Below are 22,036 nucleotides of genomic sequence, written 5' to 3'. Positions count from 1 at the left end.
GGAGTGCAGGATGTGAGTGAAGCGGCATATGTCACGGTTTCCGCGCTGACCAAATACATTAAACGAAAATTCGATGTGGACCCTCATCTTGAAGACATTTGGATTAAGGGTGAGCTCTCCAATGTTAAAATTCATACGAGAGGCCACATCTATTTTACATTAAAAGATGAGCATGCCCGCATGCAGGCCGTCATGTTTCAGAGGCAAAGTTCGAGGCTTGCGTTTAAGCCAGAAGACGGAATGAAGGTCATCGTAAGAGGCGGCATCTCCGTCTATGAACCGAGCGGAAGCTATCAGCTGTACGCGAAGGAAATGCAGCCGGACGGTGTGGGGGCGCTCTACTTAGCATATGAAGAATTAAAGAAAAAACTTGCCGGCGAAGGGTTGTTTGATGACCGGCATAAGCAGGCCATCCCCGCTTTTCCGGCCACGATCGGGGTCGTCACGTCACCGACGGGAGCTGCCGTCAGAGACGTCATTACCACACTCAAAAGAAGATACCCCCTTGTGAAAGTCATTGTGCTTCCCGCGCTCGTTCAAGGTGAAAATGCCAGCAGATCGATTGTGAAGCGCATTGAAGAAGCCAATGCACAAAAAATGTGTGACGTCCTGATCGTCGGAAGGGGAGGGGGCTCGATCGAAGAATTGTGGGCATTTAACGAAGAAATCGTGGCCCGGGCGATTTTTGCTTCCGCCATTCCGATTATATCAGCCGTCGGACATGAAACAGATTTTACAATCAGTGATTTCGTCGCGGATATCCGGGCGGCAACGCCGACAGGAGCGGCAGAAATCGCCGTCCCCCACACGACGGACTTAATGGAACGGACAAAAACGGCGGAAGTCCGCCTGACAAGAGCGATGCAGCAGCATATCAGCAAGAAAAAAGAACGGGTTCAATCGCTCCAGTCATCCTACGCGTTCCGTTTTCCGAAACGATTGTATACCCAAAAAGAACAGCAGTTTGACCTTTTGTATCAGCAGTTCCAATCACAGCTCACAGGGCTTACGGACAGGAAACAAAGGCAGCTGGAGCGGAATACGTACAGATTAACGGCGCTCCACCCTGAAACCCAGCTGAAACAGGCGAAAAAACGGTACGAGGAGCGCTCAAATCAGCTCGCCCGAAGCATGAATGTCCAGCTGAAGCAGCTTCATTCGCAGTTCCAGACGGTTCTTGGTAAACTGAATGCATTAAGTCCCCTTCAGGTGATGGAGAGAGGATACAGCCTGGCCTATAAAGACAAAGAGCTGATCAAAAGCGTTGATCAAGTGGAACAAAATGATACGGTAGAAGTAAAGATGACAGACGGCGTTCTGACGTGTGAAGTATTGCAAAAGAGAGGCGAACGATAATGACAGAAACCAAAAAAAGTGAAGAGCTGACATTTGAAGAGGCGATGAAAGGCCTTGAAAGCATTGTGGCAAAGCTTGAAGAAGGAGACGTGCCGCTGGAGCAGGCGATTAATTATTTTCAGGAAGGGATGGCCCTTTCAAAAATGTGCCATGAAAAGCTTCAGCATGTCGAAAAGCAAATGGACTTTATTTTAAAAGATAACGGCGAACTTGCACCTTTCAGCGTTCAGGAGGAAGACGAAGGTGACAAATAAACTGGACGCATTTTTAGCATCGCGCAAACAACTGATTGAACAGCAGCTTTCTTTGTATACAGAACGGCTTGCAATGCCGGAAACCCTCAAAAAATCTATGCTGTATTCTTTGGAAGCGGGCGGAAAGAGGCTGCGCCCCCTCGTCGTCTTAGCCGTTCTGAATGCTTACGGAAAAGATGAAAAAGACGGGATTCCGGTCGGATGCGCTGTCGAAATGATTCATACGTATTCTTTGATCCATGATGATCTGCCTTGCATGGACGATGATGATCTGCGCCGGGGAAAGCCCACAAACCATAAAGTCTTCGGAGAAGCGGCAGCCGTATTGGCCGGAGACGGGCTTCTGACAGAAAGCTTTAAACTGATCACATCTCATGTGTCTGAGGCGGTTTCAGCAGAAAAACGGCTCCGTCTCGTCGATGAGCTGATCAGCGCGGCGGGAACGGAAGGAATGGTCGGCGGACAGGCTGCCGACATGGAAGCGGAACAAAAGCGGATAACGCTTGAGGAGCTGGAATCCATCCACGAGCGGAAAACGGCCAAGCTCCTCGGTTTTTCCGTGACGGCGGGCGCCATTTTGGCAGATGCGCCGGAGGATGAAGTCGAAAAGCTCCGTCTGTTCAGCAGCCATATCGGCATCGGATTCCAAATCAGAGACGACATCCTTGATATTGAAGGGCATGAGGAGAAGATCGGCAAACCGGTCGGCTCAGACACGTCGAATGAAAAATCAACGTATCCGTCGCTTTTAACGCTTGAAGGCGCGAAAGAAAAGCTTGCGTATCATATCAGCGAGGCGAAACAGATCATCAGCGGCCTTTCTCTTCAGAAAGAATTGCTGCATGACCTCTGTGATTTAATCGCGGCGAGAGATCATTAAAAACGGTCCTGATTTGAAGGGGCTGCCGCTCCTATGGTAAAATGTAAGCAGTTTCGATGAAAATACAAAGGGAGTCTTTTTCTCTTTTCAAAAAGACACTGTTTAATTTGCAGAAATTCATGCTGAAAGTGAGTTGATCCGCTTTGGATCTTTTATCAATACAGGACCCGTCATTTCTTAAAAAGATGTCAATTGAACAGCTGGAAGAGCTGAGTGAGGAGATCCGCAATTTCCTCATCACATCGCTGTCTGCCTCTGGCGGCCATATCGGGCCGAACCTTGGGGTTGTCGAGCTGACAATTGCGCTTCACAAAGAATTTGACAGTCCGAAAGATAAATTTTTATGGGATGTCGGACATCAGTCCTATGTTCATAAACTGTTAACCGGACGCGGCAAGGAGTTTGAAACCTTGCGCCAATATAAAGGGCTTTGCGGTTTCCCGAAACGCAGCGAAAGCGAACATGACGTATGGGAAACAGGGCACAGCTCAACCTCGCTCTCAGGCGCGATGGGAATGGCTGCCGCCCGTGATATTAAAGGATCGAAAGAATATATCATCCCGATTATCGGAGACGGCGCTTTAACCGGAGGAATGGCGCTTGAAGCGCTGAACCATATCGGTGATGAGAAAAAAGACATGATCGTCATCCTGAATGATAATGAGATGAGCATTGCGCCGAATGTCGGGGCGATTCATTCTATGCTGGGACGGCTTCGCACGGCCGGCAAATATCAATGGGTAAAAGACGAGCTTGAATATTTATTTAAGCGCATCCCGGCCGTCGGCGGAAAATTGGCCGCCACAGCTGAACGGATAAAAGACAGTTTGAAATATATGCTTGTGTCAGGCATGTTTTTTGAAGAGCTGGGCTTTACGTATTTAGGCCCGGTTGACGGTCATTCCTACCACGAACTGTTTGAAAACCTGCAATACGCCAAAAAAACGAAAGGCCCTGTCCTGTTACATGTCATTACGAAAAAGGGCAAAGGCTATAAACCGGCTGAGACCGACACAATCGGCACATGGCACGGAACGGGTCCTTATAAAATCAATACGGGTGATTTCGTCAAGCCGAAAGCCGCGGCGCCTTCATGGAGCGGACTTGTCAGCGGCACCGTGCAGGAGCTGGCGCGCGAGGATGACAGAATTGTCGCGATTACACCGGCCATGCCGGTCGGCTCCAAACTGGAAGGGTTTGCGAAAGAATTCCCTGAACGCATGTTTGATGTCGGAATCGCAGAACAGCATGCGGCGACGATGGCGGCTGGAATGGCGCTTCAGGGTATGAAGCCGTTTCTTGCGATCTATTCGACCTTTTTGCAGCGGGCGTACGATCAGGTCGTCCATGACATCTGCCGTCAAAACGCGAATGTGTTTATCGGCATTGACCGCGCCGGTTTGGTCGGCGCTGACGGGGAGACGCATCAAGGCGTCTTTGACATCGCCTTTTTGCGGCATATACCAAACCTCGTTTTAATGATGCCGAAGGATGAAAATGAAGGCCGCCATATGGTCAATACAGCCCTTAATTATGAGGAGGGTCCGATCGCGATGCGCTTCCCGCGCGGGAACGGGCTCGGCGTAAAGATGGATAAAGAGCTGAAAACCATTCCGATCGGAACATGGGAAGTGCTCCGTCCCGGAAAAGACGCGGTCATTTTAACATTCGGTACGACCATTGAAATGGCGCTGGAAGCGGCTGAAGAACTGCAAAAAGAAGGCCTGTCCGTGCGTGTCGTGAATGCGCGGTTTATAAAACCGATTGATAAACAAATGATGAAGGCCATTCTTAATGAAGGCCTGCCGATTTTAACGATAGAAGAAGCCGTGCTTGAAGGCGGATTCGGCAGCACGATTCTTGAATACGCTCATGACCTCGGCATGTATCATACGCCGATTGACAGAATGGGCATCCCAGACCGGTTTATTGAACACGGCAGCGTAACCGCCCTGCTTGAAGAAATCGGTCTCACGAAGGCTGAGGTTATGAACCGGATCAAACTGCTGATGCCGCCGAAGACACATAAAGGAATTGGATCATGACAGCAAAAAAAGAACGATTAGATGTACTTCTTGTAGAAAAAGGCCTTGCGGAAACGCGGGAAAAAGCGAAACGCGCCATTATGGCGGGCATCGTATACTCAAATGAAAACCGATTGGACAAACCGGGTGAAAAAATCGCCCGGGATCTTCCGTTAACGGTAAAAGGAAACCCTCTTAAATACGTCAGCAGAGGCGGATTAAAGCTTGAAAAAGCTCTGGAAGTGTTTCCCGTCTCGGTAAAAGGCAAAACGATGATTGACATCGGCTCGTCTACAGGGGGATTCACGGATTGCGCCCTCCAAAACGGAGCCGAGCGGTCCTACGCAGTGGATGTCGGCTATAATCAGCTTGCTTGGAAGCTCAGACAGGACGAGAGGGTCGTCGTCATGGAACGGACGAATTTCCGCTATTCCGAGCCTTCCGATTTCACAGAGGGTTTGCCGGAATTTGCGACAATCGATGTTTCTTTCATCTCACTCCGCCTCATTCTGCCGGTTTTAAAAACGCTGCTTGTACCGGGGAGCGATTGTATCGCACTGGTGAAGCCGCAATTTGAAGCCGGACGGGAATCCGTCGGAAAAAAAGGCATTGTCAGAGATCCCGGTGTTCATACTGACGTTCTCCGCCGCATGAATCAATTTGCCGCTTCTGAAGGATATACAGTGAAAGGACTGTCCTTCTCACCGATTACAGGGGGAGACGGCAATATTGAGTTTCTGCTTCATTTGGAATGGGGCGGAGAAGACGGAAACGGCGCTGAACTGCCGGAAGAAGACATTCTCCGTACCGTCCGCGAAGCACATGAGACATTAAAAGCCAAAAAGACAGATGTACCGGAATAATAGGGGGCTATTATTCCTTTTTTCTGCCATCATGTACTTTTTATCAAGAAGCGGTTAACATAATGACAAGAACAGCTTGAAAACAGAGGTGCTTACATGACAAAAGGCCAAAGGCATATAAAAATCAGAGAGCTTATTACAAGCCATGAGATTGAAACGCAGGATGACTTAGTTGACATGCTGAGAGAAGAAGGATATAAGGTAACTCAGGCGACTGTCTCCAGAGACATTAAAGAGCTGCATCTCGTAAAGGTGCCGACAAACAACGGCTCCTACAAATACAGCCTGCCGGCGGATCAGCGGTTCAATCCGCTGTCAAAACTGAAGCGTTCATTAATGGATGCGTTCGTAAAAATTGACTCAGCAAGCCATATGATCGTATTAAAAACGATGCCGGGGAATGCTCAGGCAATCGGCGCTCTGATGGATAATCTCGAATGGGAAGAAATCATGGGCACGATTTGCGGAGATGACACGATCTTAATCATCTGCAGGACGCCTGAAGATACGGAGGGCGTTCAAAGCCGTCTTTTGGAGCTGCTGTAGCGTAATTATCAGATAAAAGGTGGAATGCTGTTTGTTAGCTGAACTATCAATAAAAAACTTTGCCATTATAGAGGAACTGACGATTTCGTTTGAACGGGGGCTCACCGTCCTGACGGGAGAAACAGGGGCCGGCAAGTCAATTATTATAGACGCCGTTTCCCTATTAGTCGGCGGCCGCGGCTCGTCTGAATTTGTCCGTTACGGTGAAACAAAGGCCGAGCTTGAAGGACTGTTTCTTTTGGACAGCGGTCATCCCGTTTTTGAAGTATGCCGTGAGCAGGGAATAGACGCATCTGACGACATGATTGTCATGAGAAGGGACATTAATGCCGGAGGAAAAAGCGTCTGCCGTGTCAACGGAAAATTAGTGACGATTGCGGCTTTAAGGGAGATCGGCAGACTTTTATTAGATATTCACGGACAGCATGATAACCAGCTGTTAATGGAGGACGATAAACACTTAGAGCTGTTGGACAGGTTTGCGGGCGCTGAGGCCGAATCCGCGCTTCAGGCTTACCATGAAGGCTATGAGCGTTATATGAAGCTGCTCAAAAAAGTGAAGAAGCTGTCAGAAAGCGAGCAGGAAATGGCGCATCGGTTAGACCTGATTCAATTTCAGCTTGAAGAAATCGAGTCGGCGAAGCTTGAATTGAATGAAGACGAGCTTCTTCAGGAAGAGCGGAAGCAGATATCCAATTTTGAAAAAATTTATGAATCATTGCAAAACGCCTATAATGCGCTCCGCAGCGAACAGGGGGGGCTTGACTGGGTCGGAATGGCCTCTGCCCAGCTTGAAGATATTTCGGATATCAATGAACCGCTGCAAAAGCTGTCAGAAAGTGTGTCAAGTTCCTATTATCTGCTGGAGGATGCAACCTTTCAGATGCGCAATCTGTTAGATGATCTGGAATATGACCCGGAACGGCTGAATTTTATTGAAACCCGTTTAAACGAAATTAAACAGCTGAAGCGCAAATACGGAGCGACGGTAGAAGACATTTTGGAATACGGCTCCAAAATAGAAGAGGAAATCGATCAAATCGAGAACCGCGACAGCCACCTTGAAGCGCTGAAGAAGGAATTGGAGTCGGTCGGCAAAGATGTGGCCGTAGAAGCCGCCAATTTATCAAAAATCAGAAAAGCTTGGGCTAAGAAACTGGCGGAAGCGATTCATCAGGAATTAAAAAGTCTGTATATGGGCAAATCAACGTTTGATACGGAATTTCTCGTGAAAACCGATCCGTCAGCCAGTGAAGCACCGGTTGTTAACGGGCAGCCCGTGCAGCTTACCCAAAAGGGGATTGACCTTGTGAAGTTTTTAATTTCAACAAACACCGGTGAGCCTTTAAAACCGCTGTCAAAGGTCGCTTCCGGAGGCGAGCTTTCAAGGGTGATGCTGGCGATGAAGAGTATTTTTTCTTCCCAGCAGGATGTCACCTCCATCATCTTTGACGAAGTGGACACCGGTGTAAGCGGGCGGGTTGCCCAAGCCATCGCGGAAAAAATCCATAAAGTATCGACCGGTTCACAGGTGCTCTGCATTACACACCTGCCGCAGGTTGCAGCTATGGCGGATACGCACCTTCTAATCGCAAAAGAATTCAAAGACGGCCGGACGACAACGCATGTCACGCCGCTTTCCAAACAGGACAAGGTAGCGGAAATCGGCCGCATGATTGCGGGCGTCGAAGTGACCGATCTGACAAAACGGCATGCACAAGAGCTTTTAAAACAGGCCGGACAGGTAAAAACGACAGGATAAGCTGCTGATACAGGCAGCTTATTTTTTTGTTCCATTTCTCTAACAGTGTATCCAATGTTTTTCTTCGTATGCCGGTTATAAATCAAGCGCAGGAAGGCAAAAGTATAGATGTAGCAGAAAAAGAAAGTGGTGTGGGATAGGAGCGAGGAGAGTGAAGGAATGAATGCACGATAACATGAGGAAAGCAATAGGTGTAATTCTCCTTGTTTCTTTACTAAGTGTAGGCTTTTTTAAGCCGTTTAAAGAATATTTACTGATACCATCAGAAATGAGCGTCTTTGAAAACCAGACACAGGCCGTTCCGGTCAATGCATCAATAAGCGCTGAAAAGGGCGAATTATCAGAAGCCTTTACGCTGAAAGAAGAGCACGGCCATGCAAACATAACAGGGCAAACACAAGGCCGGTCAGAAGTAGTATATGATCTTGCCGGGTTTCCCATTAAAAAAACAAAAGTGCGTGTCCTTCCAGAATTGAAGGTCATTCCGGGCGGACAGTCCATCGGTGTAAAACTGCATTCAGTCGGTGTTTTGGTGGTCGGTTTTCACCAAGTGATGACAAAGGATGGAAAAAAGTCTCCGGGAGAACAAGCGGGAATTGAATCTGGCGACATCATTATTAAAATGAACGGACATAAAATTGAAAAAATGAGCGACATCGCCCCGTTTATTCAAAAAGCGGGCAAAACCGGTGAATCTTTGGATTTATTGGTGAAACGCGATAAGCAAAAAATCAAAACAAAGCTGATTCCGACAAAGGACGAAGCCGAGGGGAAATATCGAATCGGCCTTTATATCCGCGATTCGGCAGCCGGCATCGGCACCATGACATTTTTTGAACCGAAAACAAAAAAATACGGCGCATTGGGCCACGTCATCTCTGATATGGATACAAAAAAACCGATTGTTGTAGAAGACGGAGAAATCGTCCGTTCAACTGTAACATCGATTGAAAAAGGAAAAGGCGGCAATCCCGGCGAAAAACTGGCAAGGTTTTCGTCAGAACGGAAAACGATCGGCGATATTAACCGCAACAGCCCGTTCGGCATCTTCGGGACACTGCATCAGCCGATTAAAAACAACATTTCCGACAAAGCGCTTCCGATTGCTTTGTCAAATGAAGTGAAAAAAGGACCTGCGCAAATGCTGACGGTTATCGAAAACGATAAAGTAGAGAAATTTGATATTGAAATCGTCAGCACCACGCCGCAAAAATTCCCGGCGACAAAGGGAATGGTGTTGAAAGTGACAGATCCGAAACTGCTGAAAAGAACCGGCGGAATCGTTCAGGGGATGAGCGGAAGCCCGATCATCCAGAACGGAAAGGTCGTCGGAGCCGTAACCCACGTATTTGTCAATGATCCGACAAGCGGCTACGGCGTTCATATCGAATGGATGCTGTCTGAAGCGGGTGTTGATGTTTACGGGAAAGACAAAGCAAGCTGACTGCCGGATGATCCGGCAGTTTTTTTATGTGATGCGTTCTTCACTTCTTTCCTGGATTCATGTAAAATAAGACATGAAGATTTTTCGACAAATTCACGTTTCCTGATTTGTCAAACTTAATTTTTAGTCGAAAAACCTAGAAAATGCTAGAAAAACAAAGATATACCACTATTATTGGTAAATATGGATTTTTTAAAAGGGGAAGTAGTGGTTTTGTCGAATGTAACATGTAGCAGTCAAATGGGTTGCGTCCTGTTAATACATTGGGGGAGGAAGAAACGTGGAGAAAATTAAAGTTTGTGTTGCTGATGATAATCGAGAGCTTGTAAGCCTGTTGAGTGAATATATAGAGGGACAGGATGATATGGAAGTGATCGGCGTTGCTTATAACGGACAGGAATGTCTTTCTTTGTTTAAAGATAAGAATCCAGATGTGCTCGTTTTAGACATTATCATGCCGCATCTGGACGGACTTGCGGTTTTGGAGCGTCTGCGGGAATCAGAGCTCGAGAAGCAGCCGAACGTCATCATGCTGACGGCATTCGGTCAGGAAGACGTTACGAAAAAAGCCGTCGATTTAGGCGCGTCCTATTTCATCCTGAAGCCGTTTGATATGGAAAACCTTGTCGGCCATATTCGCCAGGTAAGCGGAAATGTCAGCAGTGTCACACACCGTGCGCCGTCTGCGCAAAGCAGCATTATCCGCAGCCAGCCTGAGCCGAAGCGGAAAAATCTCGATGCCAGCATTACAAGCATTATCCATGAGATCGGTGTGCCTGCCCATATCAAAGGCTATCTTTATTTGCGTGAAGCCATTTCCATGGTGTATAACGATATTGAACTCCTCGGCAGCATCACAAAAGTCCTTTATCCCGACATCGCCAAAAAATTCAACACGACCGCAAGCCGTGTAGAACGGGCCATCCGCCACGCCATTGAAGTCGCATGGAGCAGGGGAAATATTGATTCCATTTCTTCACTGTTCGGATATACGGTAAGCATGACAAAAGCAAAGCCAACCAATTCAGAGTTCATCGCGATGGTTGCTGACAAGCTGAGATTGGAGCATAAAGCTTCGTAACGCAAGCTTTTGGCTAAATGTCTTTTTCGCGCCTTCTATTCCGTGCATGAACGCGGAAGAGAAGGCGTTTTGAAATTTTGCTGACGAAAACAATGGAAATCACTCACGCCGGTACTTGTTCTATACATAAATGCGGGATCTATGCCGTCTACACGTATAATACCGGAGCTGATATTTTAATGATTTTGCCGTCTCTGAAATAAAAGCGGGGGACGCGGCGGCTTAACACAGATAAGACTTCGTAGCTGATCGTACCGAGCATTTCGGCAATTTCATCAACGGAAATCTCGGCTCCTTGTTGTTTACCGTAGATGACGACTTCTTCTCCTTGTTTGCCCTCATTCTCACCTAAACTGACCATGATCATATCCATTGTCACTCTCCCCGCCACCGGCACCCGTCTGCCGCGGTGAAGAATAAACCCGCGGTTGGACAGGGCGCGGGAGTAACCGTCAGCATAGCCGATTGGAATCGTCGCGATGGTTTCACCAGGTTCGGCGATATATGTGGCGCCATAACTGACGGTCCGGGGATCTGTCACCATGGCTTTCACATAAGCGATACGCGCCTTTAAACTTAGTGCGGGTGTGAGATCCACGAGGTTCAGTTCCTTTATCGAGGCGGACGGATATAAACCATATAACCCAATGCCTAAACGGATCATGTCGGCGCTGAATTCCGGGAATGCGATAGCGGCGGCTGTATTGCACATATGCACGGTAGGCAGCGTAATGTCTTGATTTTTTAAAAAGCGGAGAAAGCTGATAAACTTTTCGTGCTGCAGCATCGTCAGCTCAGTGTCCGGTTCATCCGCTGTTGAAAAATGTGTAAAGATGCCATCCCATGACAGATATGTACTCGACTTGAGCGCTTTCACCACTGCTAAAAGATCTTCTTCCGTACGCACACCCAGCCGGCCCATTCCCGTATCCACATTGATATGAATGGACAGCCGTTTCGAATCTGCTTCTTTTTCCAATATCCGATTCGCTTTTTTGATCCAGCTGACTTGAAACGCTGATAATGTTATGTTCCAAACGGCAGATTTTTTCACACAGCTGAGAGCTGTGAAGCCGAGCACAAGAATAGGTGCCGTAATTCCCGCTCTCCGTAACACAATTCCCTCTTCGACACTTGCGACAGCGAGCTCGCTCGCCCCGCTTTCCAGTGCCTGCCGCGCTACTTCCACAGACCCGTGGCCATAAGCGTTCGCTTTTACGACGGCCATAATTTTAGACGTATTCGGAATATGGCGGCGGATCGCCCGTACATTCTTTTTTATCGCATCAAGGTCAACTTCAATCCAAACTTCCCGGCAAAGTTTTTTCATCACGATTCCTTCTTTCCTTAATGAGATTCAGTACTCATGCTTTCAATCTGCATTCTATTCATCTTTAACTGAAATCATTCAAAACATGGAAAGGTGATCGCTGATGTTTAAAATCAAGTTTTCGGGAAATCAGTGTGCCTGCTTTATTTATGCAGTTAGGGCTGCTTGGCAGCCCTTAAATTGACTTTACAATATTCTGATCTGAAAATTGATGTTCAAACATTTTGGACTGGCTTACAGCATTGTTTTGAATGACAATGCCGATATTTCCCCCTCCGGCACCGAAAACGGTTTTTGATGCAGTCAGCGGACTGATGGATATGGCGCCGCCAACATTGACAACTCCGTTTCCTGATACGTTGTTTATCGTAATCGGGCAACCGCTCATTCTATTTTTTCTCCTTTCTCTCACAGTCTACTAACTATATGTACGCTGTGATATGGAATAAGATTAAACAAAACGGCAAAAAGAATCCGGCTGCTGCCAGCCGGAAAGGGAGGGAAATACGGATGTCATAGTGTTTTCGTTACATTTTGATCAGAGTATTGAGAGCTTGAAGATTGAGATGTGCTGGATTGATTCATTTGCAGGACCATCCCTGTATTTCCCCCACCTGAGCCGTAGACGGTTTTTGATACGGTTAAAGGACTTATCGAAAACGCACCGCCGACATTGACAACCCCGTTTCCGGAAAGACTGTTAATCGTAATAGGAAAACCAGCCATCATATACGGTCTCCTTTCTATTAATCTATTTACTATATGTACGCTGTGTGTTAGAAATAGGAGTAAACAAAGCGGTAAAAACTTGTAAATCAAAAAAACTGCCGGACATCCGGCAGTTTTTTTAGTCTACTTTTCAAACGGCACCCAGCCGCCTGTATTCTGAATCATTTCCCATAACGGTTCAGGAAGTCGGTATTTCTCAATTTCAGATGCTTGAATGGCTTTTTCGATTTCCTGTTCGCGGCCTTCTTTGACCAGCACCGCCCATTCGGGGTTAATCAAAATGACACGTCCCAGAGCCACCAGCGGAATTCCGCTTTCTAATACAGCAAGCGCTTCGTCCGCGGTATAGATGGAACCGACGGCCATCAGCGGCACTTTATGGCCGACGCGTTCGTTTAATAAATCCATCCGCGTCCGTGAAGTATCCGCTCCGCGGCGGGCTTTGGAATTGACATCCATCAGTGAAATATGCAGATAATCCAAGTTCTCTTCCGCAAGCGCGTCAGCGAGCATGAATGTTTCTTTCATTGTAAGCCCCGGTGTTTCCGGCTCTTCCGGTGACAGGCGGTAGCCGAGAACGAATGGATTTTCAGCGTGTGTATCAATTGCCTGTTTGACAGCGTCAACGACTGCAAGCGGGAACGCAAGGCGCTTTTCATCGCTTCCGCCCCAGCGGTCTGTGCGCCGGTTTGTTTTCGGTGAATAAAATTGGTGAATCAGGTACCCGTTTGCCCCGTGAATTTCAACACCGTCAAAGCCGGCTTCAATCGCTCTGCGTGTCGCTTCGCCGAATGCTTTCACGATGTGCTCAATTTCTTGTTCGGTGAGAGCCCGGGACGTTTGTCTCCCGTCTTCTTCTGAGCCGCTCGGACTGACGACGTCGTTGTTTGGCACGAGTTCAGGAGGGCATTCCAATCCTCCGTGGTGAATCTGCACAACGGCTTTCGCTCCTTGAGACTGGATCGCCTGAGCGAGTTTTTTCAAGCCGGGAATGTGAGAATCATCATAGATGCCGGGCTGGCCTGGAAACGCTTTGCCGTCCGGCGTTACGTTTGCACATGCCGTAATAACCATGCCCATTTCTTTTGAACGGGGAGTAATGTAGCTTAATTCACGGTCGGAAATCGTTCCGTCATCATTTGATGAATAGTGTGTCATCGGTGCGACTGAAATGCGGTTTGGTATGGTGACGCCGCTTTCGAACGTAAAAGGTTCAAACAGCGGTTTATAAGTTTGCTTCATCATTTCGCCTTCTTCCTTAGGAGTTTAACTCGTCCGTATTCTAGCTTATGTTTTAATTGTGTGCAATTATTTTGCTTGTTCTTCTTCCTGAGGTTATGACCGGCTGAACCATCTAAACGAATGAAACGGTTTTCTCCGTTCCTTTTCAGGATCTTTATATCCTCCTGAAATTTGATGGCCGATCGAGCTGAATATGACAGCGGCGGCGAAGAGGAGAATGATTTTTTTCATATGCATATCTTCTTTCTTATCTTTTACAAGGTTATTTATAAGCATACGCTTGTGCGAAAAAACCGTCAATTTGTTTTTATTTATTCTTTTTTCCACTTTCCTGCGGCGAATATCGTTCCGATCTGAATCACAACACTTAACAGAGCGCACACTGCCACAACTGTGTTGCTGTCCATAGAAGACACCCTCCTTTTTGTTAGGTTGATGTATCATATGACAGCTGTCTCTGTTTTGACAAAACCGTAATGCGGTGTTTCATATTTTTCAACACAAAAAGGGCGCTTTTTTAAGCGCCTTTACTTTTTTTTCAGCCGGTTCAAAGCGATTTGAACGGCGATGGCGTCATCCAGGTAGCCGATCGGAAACATGTAATCCGGAATGACGTCGGTCGCTAAAATATAATACAGCAGCGCGCTCCCGAGAATCGCGCGGTCTTCAGCCGGTGTTGATTCATCCATATACTGATGATGCATGTTTTTCAAATGATCAATAAAAGGGCCGACGCTTTCTTCATTGTCCATTTTCTTTTGAAACTCATCGCAAATCAGGCGATGGCCCTGCTGGGTTTTGGCATATTGTTCATATCTGGTCAGTTCGCGCTCAATTTGCTCCCGGGAAAAAGGCTGATCAAACATCTCGGCCATATTCAGCATATCCTGAATCGCGTGCATCGGGTCTTGCGGCGCAGCTTCTTTTTCATGGCCGATGTCTATGCCTGACGCCTCAAGCAATTCCTCCAGCGGGGTGCGGAGATGTTTTGAAAATTCCTGAAGATGCTTTAAATTGGCCTTCTGCTTGCCGTTTATAATCCGGGAGATGGTGGCCGTATCAATGTTTGTTAAGGCGCCGAGTTTTCTCATGGAGAGCGAGTGCTTATCAAGCAGTGATTTTAAAAGGGGCCCCAGTGTCGTATTTTTATTTTCTGTCAAGGGTGTCACCTCGTTTCCGCCGGAATGATGATCATTAATCAATAATTTTTGCAGAAAAGGTACCTTTTCTGTGCTGCTGAATAGGATAGTGTAGATTCAACGGCACAACATGTTGAAAAGACATCAAAGAATGGAGAGAAACGAACATGGCTTGGTTATTGATTTTAGGTTTGGCAGTGTCCTCGAGCATTGATAATTTAGGAGTGGGGATGTCATACGGCATCAGAAAAATCAAAATATCGCATGCGTCAAATATGATGATCGCTTTTATCTGTTTTGTATTCAGTTATATCGGAATTTATTTCGGCAAATGGATTTCAGCCGTTTTACCGGGCTTTCTTCCTGTATTGCTGGCGGCGTTTATTTTATCTGTCATCGGTATCCGCATCATTCTGCTGGCTGTGCCGAGAAAAACAGCGCGTGTTGGCGCGTCAGGAAAAAAAGGCCGTTTTGCCGGTCTGCTGCAAAATCCGGAGGCAGCGGATGCCGACGGTTCGGGAGAAATCGGTATATTGGAATCCATGGTTCTCGGGGTGGCCGTATCCGCAAATGCGCTGACCAACGGATTAAGCGCGGGGTTGATCGGGCTTTCTCCCGCTGCCATTTCCATTACTGCGGCGGTCGGAAGCTTTTTGACCATATGGATCGGCTGCTCGCTTGGAAAAAAAGCCGCGTCATTGCGCATCGGTTCTTTTCACGTCGGACAGTTCAGCACGGTGCTGAGCGGAGTGATTATTCTCATCATTGCCGCCAATACGCTGCTCTTTTAAGTTGTCCCGTTCATTTTATGAAAAGCTCAAAATAAATATGAATGTTTCTATTCGGGAGAGCGCATGACGCGGCTCTCTTTTTTTGCCGATCTGATATTTTTTCAAAATGAACAGAAAGTCGTCCGTTTCCGTTAAATTCTGCATATTCGGCCTTCAGACAGAACTTTTTTCATAGACTGATCAGCTTGTTTTCTTTCTAAGTTCAGGTAAACAGCAGGTCAGATAGCCTTCATTCCAAATATGGAAAAGCGTTGGAGGAATGGAGGCTCCCTTTACAAATCGGTCATTCTGTTCAAAGATAAAGCCGAATGAGAAAACGTGAGGTGATCTGTGTGAAGTCTGTCATACTTCTGATCTTCACCGCATGGCTGTTATCAGGCTGCGAGTATACCGCGGAGGCTGATGCGGCGCCGTCATTTACACAGGAAGGAACATTTATAAAATCGGCCGGAAACGATACGATCGCGGTCGAAATTGACGGAGAAAGGCAAGAGGTGAAGGTGCCTTTCGCTAAGCGGTTTGAATGTCAGTCTCTGCCTGAACATACGGCGGTGCAAATCACCTATAAAAAAGAGAGCAACGGACAATTACGGCTTGAGGAACTGAAAAAAGAAACAGATATGTGAAAACGGGGAGGAAAAAACGTGGGTTTACTGACAAAAAGCGCTGCTGCCTTCGGTGCCGCTCTTCTTCTGCTTGCGCCGTCTGCTTATGCAGCTGAACCTTTGCAAGGGAAAACCATTTATATCGATGCCGGACATGGCGGAGAAGACAGCGGGGCCGGCGGAAATGGACTGCTTGAGAAAAACATCAATTTAGCGGTGTCAAACAAGGTGATCGCCAAATTGGAGACAGAAGGCGCAAAACCTGTTGCTTCAAGGACTGACGATACTTTTTTACGTTTGGACGAGCGGGTGGCGAAAGCAAGCGCCAGCCAATCCGATTTATTCGTCAGCCTCCATACGAATTCAGCCGTCTCAACGGCATCGGGCACGGAAACGTATTTTAATTCGACATATGAAGGAGCAGACAGCGAAAGGCTTGCTTCCGACATCCAGCAGCAGCTTGTCACGTCTTTAGGAATGAAGGACAGAGGCGTAAAAGAAGCTCCTTTTTATGTCATTACATATTCAAAGATGCCGAGTGTGCTGGCTGAATTAGGTTTTATCACAAATCCTCAAGATGCGGACAAGCTGAAAAGCGATAACGGACAAGAGCACGCCGCGGACGCCGTTGTAAACGGAATCGAAACCTATTACAGCGGACGGTAATTATAAAATATGTGTAAATAGCGCCCTCCTTATGTGCATAACGATTATAATAGAGAAAACCGATGACAAACACCTGAGGTGACACATATGACGAATATTTTTGCCCACCGGGGGGCGTCGGGCGACTGCCCTGAAAATACGATGCCCGCGTTCAAAAAAGCGATTAAGGACGGGGCTGACGGAATCGAACTTGATGTACAGATGACAAAAGACGGCCGGATCGTGGTCATTCACGATGAAACCCTCGACCGCACGACGTCTTTGAAAGGATTTGTGAAAGATACGGCGTATGACAAAATCAGAACCGCCGATGCCGCCGGAAAATGGAAAGATGCTTTTAAAGGTGTCAGAATTCCGCTTTTGTCAGATGTGCTGCGTTTTGCGGAACGTGCTGATTTTCTGATAAACATTGAGCTGAAAAACAGTGTATTCCGTTACGAAGGAATGGAAGAAGAAGTGATTAAAAAAGTCAGATATTACGGACTGGAAAAGCGCGTTATTTTTTCTTCATTTAATCATGAGAGTCTCGCGGTTTGCCACGCCCTGGCGCCTGAAATTGAACGGGCGGTGCTGACAATGGATGTGCTGTACCGGCCTGAACGGTATCTTGCCGCCATTCCCGCTTCGGGTTATCATCCGAAGCTCGGTACGCCGGCGGTGAGCGCTGAAGTGATCAAACATCTTGCAAAACACCAAGCGGCGCTCCGTCCGTTCACCGTCAATCGTCCTGAGGATATGAAGCAGCTGATGAAAGCGGGAGCAGACGCAATTTTCACCGATTATCCAAAGCTGGCTGTTTCTATAAAAGAAGAATGCCGCAGCTGAGAAGACTGTTCAGACAGTCTTCTTTTTTTATGGGCGGGAAAAAGGCGGTGCACTCATAACTCGGTCAGCCGGTTCATATATTGTAACAGGGCGTTTTGTGTAAGCGTTATCTTTTATCTTATTGAAAGTGAGGCAAAATTGTGGGAAAAACGGTTATCGTCAGTGCGGCAAGAACGCCGTTCGGAAAATTTGGCGGCGCATTAAAAGAGGTAAAGGCGGCCGAGCTTGGCGGCATTGCCATAAAAGAAGCAATCAAGCGCGCCGCTATCAGTGAAAGCGAAGCGGAAGGAGCGGTGATGGGAATGGTCGTCCAGGCGGGTGCCGGGCAGATTCCGGCACGGCAGGCTGCAAGATATGCCGGGCTTCCGTGGTCCGTTCCGGCTGAAACCATTAATAAGGTCTGTGCATCAGGGCTCAGGGCCGTTACCATCTGTGATCAAATGATCCGGGCGAAAGATGCGGACGTGCTGATTGCAGGCGGAATGGAAAGCATGAGCAACATTCCGTACGCCATTCCGGCCGGCCGCTGGGGTGTGAGGATGGGGGACGGGGTGTTTCAGGATTTAATGGTTCATGACGGGCTGACCTGTGCGTTCGACCAGGTGCATATGGCTGTCCACGGAAGCACTGCGGCCAAAAAGTACGGCATTTCCCGGGATGAACAGGATCATTACGCTCTTTTGAGCCAGAAACGCGCGGCTGAGGCGGCCGAGGCGGGCAAATTGCGTGAAGAAATTGTCCCCGTCACCTGGACCGGCAAAAAGGGCAAACAGCATACCGTTGAAGCGGATGAGGGGCTGCGCCCTGATACGAGCCTTGAGCAGCTTGCAGCGCTCAAGCCAATTTTTACAGCCGACGGAACGGTTACAGCCGGAAACGCTCCCGGTGTAAATGACGGGGCCGGAGCATTTGTGCTGATGTCAGAGGAAAAAGCCGCGAAGCAGCATGTCAGGCCGCTCGCAGCGATACTTGGCTTTGCGTCAGTCGGACTGGAAGCGTGCGAGCTGGCAAGCGCGCCGGGAGAGGCCATCAGCCGGCTCTTGACAAAAACCGGACTGTCCGTTGACGATATTGATTTGTTTGAAGTAAATGAAGCATTTGCGTCCGTCGTGCTCGTGAGTGAAAAAATAGCCGGGTTCAGCCGGGAAAAAGTGAATGTAAACGGAGGGGCAATCGCGTTCGGCCACCCGATCGGCGCAAGCGGAGCGAGAATCATCATGAGTTTAATATACGAATTAAAGCGTCGCGGAGGAGGTTTAGGCATAGCGGCTATATGCAGCGGAGCGGCTCAAGGAGATGCCGTCCTGCTTGAGGTGTACTGATCAAAGGAGGGAGCGCCGGATGAAAATGAAAACAATCATGGTCGCAGGTGCCGGTCAGATGGGAGCAGGCATCGCGCAGACGGCTGCAGAAGCCGGGTTTGCCGTCATGTTATACGATTGGGAGCCGGAAACGGTAACAAAAGGTCTTCACCGCATAAAGACAAACCTGGAGAAAGAGCAGGCAAAAGGACGGAAGTCACGGCAGGAGACAGATGCCGTTTTCAGCCGTATTTCCCCGGCAGAACTCACAGAAGCGGGAGATGCTGATTTTGTAATTGAAGCCATTGCCGAAAACAAAAAAGCAAAAGCAGAATTGTTTGACACACTAGATAAAATCTGTCCCCCTCATGCCGTATTGGCAAGCAATACGTCTTCTCTTCCCATTACGGAGCTTGCCGCGGCCACAAAAAGGCCTGAAAAAGTAATCGGCATGCATTTTATGAATCCGGTTCCTGTCATGGAGCTTGTCGAAGTCATCAGAGGACTCGCCACATCGGAAGAAACGGCGGAAACAGTAAAGAAGCTTGCCGTCCGGATGAATAAAACCCCTGTCGAAGTCAATGACTTCCCGGGCTTTATATCTAATCGCATATTAATGCCGATGATTAACGAAGCCGTTTATTGCCTTTACGAAGGAGCAGCTTCAAAGGAAGCCATTGATGCGGTGATGAAGCTCGGCATGCGGCATCCGATGGGTCCATTAACATTAGCTGACTTCATCGGGCTGGATACGTGCCTTTCCATTATGGAGGTTCTCTATGCGGGGCTCGGAGATCCGAAATACCGCCCATGCCCTCTGCTCAGAAAATATGTCAGCGCCGGCTGGCTCGGCAAAAAAAGCGGGCGCGGTTTTTATGAGTACGGCAGATGACGTAAAGATCATGAGGGGAGACGGCAGCCATGCATTTTACAGAAGAGCACATCATGATGAGAAAAATGGTGCGTGATTTTGCCCGCAAGGAAATCGCGCCGGTGGTTGAGCTCATGGAATCAACAGATGAATTTCCGGAGCGGCTGATTAAAAAAATGGGCGAAGCGGGATTGATGGGCATTCCCGTCCCGGAAACTTACGGCGGGGCGGGTGCTGATACAACATCTTACATTTTAGCGATTCATGAAATATCAAAAGTCAGCGCGGCCGTCGGCGTCATTTTATCCGTCCACACATCGGTAGGGACAATCCCGATTTTGCATTTCGGGACAGAAGCCCAAAAACAAACGTATATTCCGAAGCTGGCAGCGGGCGAATATATTGGGGCTTTTGCGCTTACTGAGCCTCAATCCGGATCTGATGCGGGCAGCCTGAAAACAACGGCCGTGCGAAAAGGCGGTTCATATATTCTGAACGGTTCAAAAATCTTTATTACAAACGGCGGAGCGGCAGATCTGTATCTGACATTCGCCATAACCGATCCGGGTAAAGGGAGAAAGGGAATTTCAGCGTTTATCGTTGAAAAAAACACACCCGGTTTTTCTGTCGGAAAAAAAGAAAAAAAGCTCGGACTGTTAGGTTCCAATACTGTCGAATTGCAGTTTGACCAAGCGGAAATTCCGGTTGAAAACCGGCTCGGCGAAGAGGGTGAAGGCTTTTCAATCGCCATGAAAAACCTTGACGTCGGACGGATCGGCATAGCGGCTCAGGCGCTCGGGATTATCGAAGCGGCGCTCGGCTGCTCGGTGGAGTACGCCAAAACCCGCAGCCAGTTCGGCAGACCCATCGCTTCGAATCAGGCCGTTTCATTTAAATTATCTGACATGGCGACGAATGCGGAAGCTGCCAAATTATTGGTCTATCATGCTGCTGATCTGTATCAGCGAGGGCTTCCGTGCGGAAAAGAAGCATCTATGGCGAAGCAATTCGCGTCCGATGCGGCGATGAAAGCGGCGGTGGAGGCTGTGCAGATTCACGGCGGCTACGGCTATATGAAAGAGTATCCCGCGGAGCGTTTATTTCGGGATGCGAAAGTCACGCAAATCTATGAAGGAACCAATGAGATTCAAAGGCTGATTATTTCTAAGTATCTTCTTCAATAAAAAGTGCGCAAAGGAGCGAAACCATGGAATCTTATTCTCCCGGTTTAGATGGCGTCATAGCGGTGGAAACGGGGATTTCTTTCCTGGATACACAGCAGGGCAGTATTTTAATCAAAGGCCACGATCTGATTGAGCTTTCTAAAACGGCCGGCTATATGGACATTGTTCATCTCTTATTGGAAGACAGACTTCCTGATGCGAAAGAGAAGGCGGCGCTTGAAGAAGACGTTCGGCGCGGCGGGCACCTTCCCGAGGAAATCTTGCACATATGCCGTCTGCTGCCTGAACATACTCACCCGATGGACGGACTGAGGACGGGTTTGTCCGCGCTTGGAGGCTTTGACAAGGACATCGATGACCGTTCATCTTCCGTAAATCAGCACCGCGTACGCGGACTGATAGGCAAAATGCCGAATCTGACGGTCAACAGCTATCGAGTCATCAACGGGCTGGAGCCTTTGGCGCCGGTCGGAACCTTATCATACAGCGCAAACTTTTTATATATGATTACCGGAAAAACACCGTCATCTTTGGAAGAAGAAATCTTCGACCGGTCGCTTCTTTTATACAGTGAGCATGAATTGCCGAACTCAACGTTTACGGCCCGTGTCATCGCTTCGACGCAATCGGATATTTACGGTGCGCTGACCGGAGCCGTCGCCTCGCTTAAGGGAAATCTTCACGGCGGAGCGAACGAAGCGGTTATGTACATGCTTGAGGAAGCGAAGGATACAGACGGGTTTATACAATTATTAACTCAAAAACTCGCAAACAAAGAAAAAATCATGGGCTTCGGCCACCGTGTCTACATGAAAAAAATGGACCCGAGGGCGCTCATGATGAAAGAAGCGTTAAAAAAGCTGTCTGATCTTTCAGGTGATTTCCGTCTTTATCATATGTGTGAAGCCGGCGAAACCGTCATGCGGGAGAAAAAAGGCCTTTATCCGAATTTAGATTACTACGCAGCGCCGGTCTATTACATGCTCGGCATCCCAATACCGCTGTACACGCCTATATTCTTCAGTGCACGGACGGTCGGATTGTGTGCCCACGTCATTGAACAGCACAGCCGAAACCGGCTTTTCCGCCCGCGTGTCCGCTATACCGGAGCGCGCCTGTAAACAGATGAGAAAGGAAGATGAA

Annotated in this window: 23 protein-coding genes; 17 read left to right on the top strand and 6 right to left on the bottom strand. The window is 48.1% G+C overall.

The window, feature by feature from the left end:
* The first annotated feature begins 12 nt into the window (after nucleotides 1-12).
* The 9 genes from xseA to spo0A all read left to right on the top strand — a co-directional run bounded on the left by xseA (nucleotide 13) and on the right by spo0A (nucleotide 10,210).
* Nucleotides 13-1,356, top strand: coding sequence for an exodeoxyribonuclease VII large subunit (gene xseA, locus AC3WTF_RS14275; protein WP_042635352.1), 1,344 nt, complete (start codon nucleotides 13-15; stop codon nucleotides 1,354-1,356).
* Nucleotides 1,356-1,610 carry an exodeoxyribonuclease VII small subunit gene (locus AC3WTF_RS14270; RefSeq protein ID WP_042635351.1) on the top strand — a complete coding sequence of 85 codons (255 nt, stop codon included), beginning with the start codon at nucleotides 1,356-1,358 and terminating at the stop codon, nucleotides 1,608-1,610. Before xseA ends, AC3WTF_RS14270 begins: the two co-directional genes overlap by 1 nt.
* Nucleotides 1,600-2,490, top strand: coding sequence for a polyprenyl synthetase family protein (locus tag AC3WTF_RS14265; protein WP_032866416.1), 891 nt, complete (start codon nucleotides 1,600-1,602; stop codon nucleotides 2,488-2,490). The genes AC3WTF_RS14270 and AC3WTF_RS14265 overlap by 11 nt, the downstream gene beginning before the upstream one ends.
* 143 nt (nucleotides 2,491-2,633) lie before the next feature.
* On the top strand, nucleotides 2,634-4,535 hold the full coding sequence (dxs, locus tag AC3WTF_RS14260) for a 1-deoxy-D-xylulose-5-phosphate synthase (protein WP_012117963.1): 1,902 nt from the start codon (nucleotides 2,634-2,636) through the stop codon (nucleotides 4,533-4,535).
* The gene (locus AC3WTF_RS14255; protein WP_007612503.1) at nucleotides 4,532-5,377 is read left to right on the top strand and encodes a TlyA family RNA methyltransferase; all 846 of its coding nucleotides are present in this window, start codon (nucleotides 4,532-4,534) and stop codon (nucleotides 5,375-5,377) included. The genes dxs and AC3WTF_RS14255 overlap by 4 nt, the downstream gene beginning before the upstream one ends.
* A 96-nt stretch (nucleotides 5,378-5,473) precedes the next feature.
* Nucleotides 5,474-5,923, top strand: a complete 450-nt coding sequence (gene ahrC / locus AC3WTF_RS14250) for a transcriptional regulator AhrC/ArgR (protein ID WP_003153173.1) — start codon at nucleotides 5,474-5,476, stop codon at nucleotides 5,921-5,923.
* A gap of 31 nt (nucleotides 5,924-5,954) precedes the next feature.
* Entirely contained in the window at nucleotides 5,955-7,685 is a 1,731-nt protein-coding gene (gene recN / locus AC3WTF_RS14245) for a DNA repair protein RecN (RefSeq protein WP_007408359.1), read from the top strand.
* 163 nt (nucleotides 7,686-7,848) lie between these two features.
* Entirely contained in the window at nucleotides 7,849-9,129 is a 1,281-nt protein-coding gene (gene spoIVB, locus AC3WTF_RS14240) for a SpoIVB peptidase (protein WP_007408360.1), read from the top strand.
* A gap of 280 nt (nucleotides 9,130-9,409) precedes the next feature.
* Nucleotides 9,410-10,210: a sporulation transcription factor Spo0A gene (gene spo0A / locus AC3WTF_RS14235; protein WP_003153177.1), complete on the top strand. Its 801-nt coding sequence runs from the start codon at nucleotides 9,410-9,412 to the stop codon at nucleotides 10,208-10,210.
* A gap of 148 nt (nucleotides 10,211-10,358) precedes the next feature.
* Here the strand turns inward: spo0A and alr are convergent, their stop codons facing one another.
* From alr to AC3WTF_RS14205, 6 genes are all read right to left on the bottom strand, one after another.
* Nucleotides 10,359-11,540 (bottom strand): alanine racemase, encoded by a 1,182-nt coding sequence (gene alr / locus AC3WTF_RS14230; protein WP_047935947.1) that lies wholly within the window; start codon nucleotides 11,538-11,540, stop codon nucleotides 10,359-10,361.
* A 175-nt stretch (nucleotides 11,541-11,715) separates the two neighbouring features.
* Nucleotides 11,716-11,928, bottom strand: coding sequence for a spore germination protein (locus AC3WTF_RS14225; protein WP_003153181.1), 213 nt, complete (start codon nucleotides 11,926-11,928; stop codon nucleotides 11,716-11,718).
* A gap of 125 nt (nucleotides 11,929-12,053) precedes the next feature.
* Complete coding sequence (locus AC3WTF_RS14220) at nucleotides 12,054-12,266, bottom strand: spore germination protein (RefSeq protein WP_007408362.1); 213 nt, start codon at nucleotides 12,264-12,266, stop codon at nucleotides 12,054-12,056.
* Between the two features lie 126 nt (nucleotides 12,267-12,392).
* On the bottom strand, nucleotides 12,393-13,511 hold the full coding sequence (locus AC3WTF_RS14215) for an NADH-dependent flavin oxidoreductase (RefSeq protein ID WP_032863662.1): 1,119 nt from the start codon (nucleotides 13,509-13,511) through the stop codon (nucleotides 12,393-12,395).
* 93 nt (nucleotides 13,512-13,604) lie between these two features.
* Entirely contained in the window at nucleotides 13,605-13,742 is a 138-nt protein-coding gene (locus tag AC3WTF_RS14210; protein WP_162839613.1) for a hypothetical protein, read from the bottom strand.
* Between the two features lie 296 nt (nucleotides 13,743-14,038).
* On the bottom strand, nucleotides 14,039-14,671 hold the full coding sequence (locus tag AC3WTF_RS14205) for a helix-turn-helix domain-containing protein (protein WP_007408365.1): 633 nt from the start codon (nucleotides 14,669-14,671) through the stop codon (nucleotides 14,039-14,041).
* A gap of 146 nt (nucleotides 14,672-14,817) precedes the next feature.
* On the opposite strand from AC3WTF_RS14205, the gene ytaF reads away from it, so the two are divergent.
* From ytaF to mmgD, 8 genes are all read left to right on the top strand, one after another.
* On the top strand, nucleotides 14,818-15,441 hold the full coding sequence (gene ytaF / locus AC3WTF_RS14200; protein ID WP_007408366.1) for a sporulation membrane protein YtaF: 624 nt from the start codon (nucleotides 14,818-14,820) through the stop codon (nucleotides 15,439-15,441).
* 332 nt (nucleotides 15,442-15,773) lie between these two features.
* Complete coding sequence (gene yqiH / locus AC3WTF_RS14195) at nucleotides 15,774-16,067, top strand: lipoprotein YqiH (RefSeq protein WP_492314287.1); 294 nt, start codon at nucleotides 15,774-15,776, stop codon at nucleotides 16,065-16,067.
* A gap of 18 nt (nucleotides 16,068-16,085) precedes the next feature.
* Nucleotides 16,086-16,712, top strand: coding sequence for an N-acetylmuramoyl-L-alanine amidase family protein (locus tag AC3WTF_RS14190; RefSeq protein WP_017418119.1), 627 nt, complete (start codon nucleotides 16,086-16,088; stop codon nucleotides 16,710-16,712).
* Nucleotides 16,713-16,799: 87 nt separating this feature from the next.
* Nucleotides 16,800-17,537 carry a glycerophosphodiester phosphodiesterase gene (locus tag AC3WTF_RS14185; RefSeq protein ID WP_047935946.1) on the top strand — a complete coding sequence of 246 codons (738 nt, stop codon included), beginning with the start codon at nucleotides 16,800-16,802 and terminating at the stop codon, nucleotides 17,535-17,537.
* Nucleotides 17,538-17,677: 140 nt separating this feature from the next.
* Entirely contained in the window at nucleotides 17,678-18,859 is a 1,182-nt protein-coding gene (locus AC3WTF_RS14180; RefSeq protein ID WP_032866408.1) for an acetyl-CoA C-acetyltransferase, read from the top strand.
* A gap of 19 nt (nucleotides 18,860-18,878) precedes the next feature.
* The gene (locus AC3WTF_RS14175) at nucleotides 18,879-19,730 is read left to right on the top strand and encodes a 3-hydroxybutyryl-CoA dehydrogenase (protein WP_020956070.1); all 852 of its coding nucleotides are present in this window, start codon (nucleotides 18,879-18,881) and stop codon (nucleotides 19,728-19,730) included.
* Between the two features lie 29 nt (nucleotides 19,731-19,759).
* Nucleotides 19,760-20,893, top strand: a complete 1,134-nt coding sequence (locus tag AC3WTF_RS14170; protein WP_032866405.1) for an acyl-CoA dehydrogenase — start codon at nucleotides 19,760-19,762, stop codon at nucleotides 20,891-20,893.
* Between the two features lie 23 nt (nucleotides 20,894-20,916).
* A complete protein-coding gene (mmgD, locus tag AC3WTF_RS14165) occupies nucleotides 20,917-22,014 on the top strand; it encodes a citrate synthase (RefSeq protein ID WP_047935944.1) in 1,098 nt (365 codons plus the stop codon).
* Nucleotides 22,015-22,036 lie beyond the last annotated feature (22 nt).

Source organism: Bacillus sp. EB106-06-01-XG163, assembly GCF_058791615.1.
The sequence above is the reverse complement of the archived record's forward strand: the minus strand, read 5'-3'. Positions and strand labels throughout refer to the sequence as shown.

What these genes read in the sequence shown, in the direction of transcription:
- AC3WTF_RS14270 (WP_042635351.1), top strand. Translation starts at nt 1,356, where the DNA reads ATGACAGAAACCAAAAAAAGTGAAGAGCTGACATTTGAAGAGGCGATG.
- AC3WTF_RS14255 (WP_007612503.1), top strand. Translation starts at nt 4,532, where the DNA reads ATGACAGCAAAAAAAGAACGATTAGATGTACTTCTTGTAGAAAAAGGC.
- ahrC (WP_003153173.1), top strand. Translation starts at nt 5,474, where the DNA reads ATGACAAAAGGCCAAAGGCATATAAAAATCAGAGAGCTTATTACAAGC.
- spoIVB (WP_007408360.1), top strand. Translation starts at nt 7,849, where the DNA reads ATGCACGATAACATGAGGAAAGCAATAGGTGTAATTCTCCTTGTTTCT.
- alr (WP_047935947.1), bottom strand. Translation starts at nt 11,540, where the DNA reads ATGAAAAAACTTTGCCGGGAAGTTTGGATTGAAGTTGACCTTGATGCG.
- AC3WTF_RS14225 (WP_003153181.1), bottom strand. Translation starts at nt 11,928, where the DNA reads ATGAGCGGTTGCCCGATTACGATAAACAACGTATCAGGAAACGGAGTT.
- AC3WTF_RS14220 (WP_007408362.1), bottom strand. Translation starts at nt 12,266, where the DNA reads ATGGCTGGTTTTCCTATTACGATTAACAGTCTTTCCGGAAACGGGGTT.
- AC3WTF_RS14215 (WP_032863662.1), bottom strand. Translation starts at nt 13,511, where the DNA reads ATGAAGCAAACTTATAAACCGCTGTTTGAACCTTTTACGTTCGAAAGC.
- AC3WTF_RS14210 (WP_162839613.1), bottom strand. Translation starts at nt 13,742, where the DNA reads ATGAAAAAAATCATTCTCCTCTTCGCCGCCGCTGTCATATTCAGCTCG.
- ytaF (WP_007408366.1), top strand. Translation starts at nt 14,818, where the DNA reads ATGGCTTGGTTATTGATTTTAGGTTTGGCAGTGTCCTCGAGCATTGAT.
- AC3WTF_RS14185 (WP_047935946.1), top strand. Translation starts at nt 16,800, where the DNA reads ATGACGAATATTTTTGCCCACCGGGGGGCGTCGGGCGACTGCCCTGAA.
- AC3WTF_RS14175 (WP_020956070.1), top strand. Translation starts at nt 18,879, where the DNA reads ATGAAAATGAAAACAATCATGGTCGCAGGTGCCGGTCAGATGGGAGCA.
- AC3WTF_RS14170 (WP_032866405.1), top strand. Translation starts at nt 19,760, where the DNA reads ATGCATTTTACAGAAGAGCACATCATGATGAGAAAAATGGTGCGTGAT.
- mmgD (WP_047935944.1), top strand. Translation starts at nt 20,917, where the DNA reads ATGGAATCTTATTCTCCCGGTTTAGATGGCGTCATAGCGGTGGAAACG.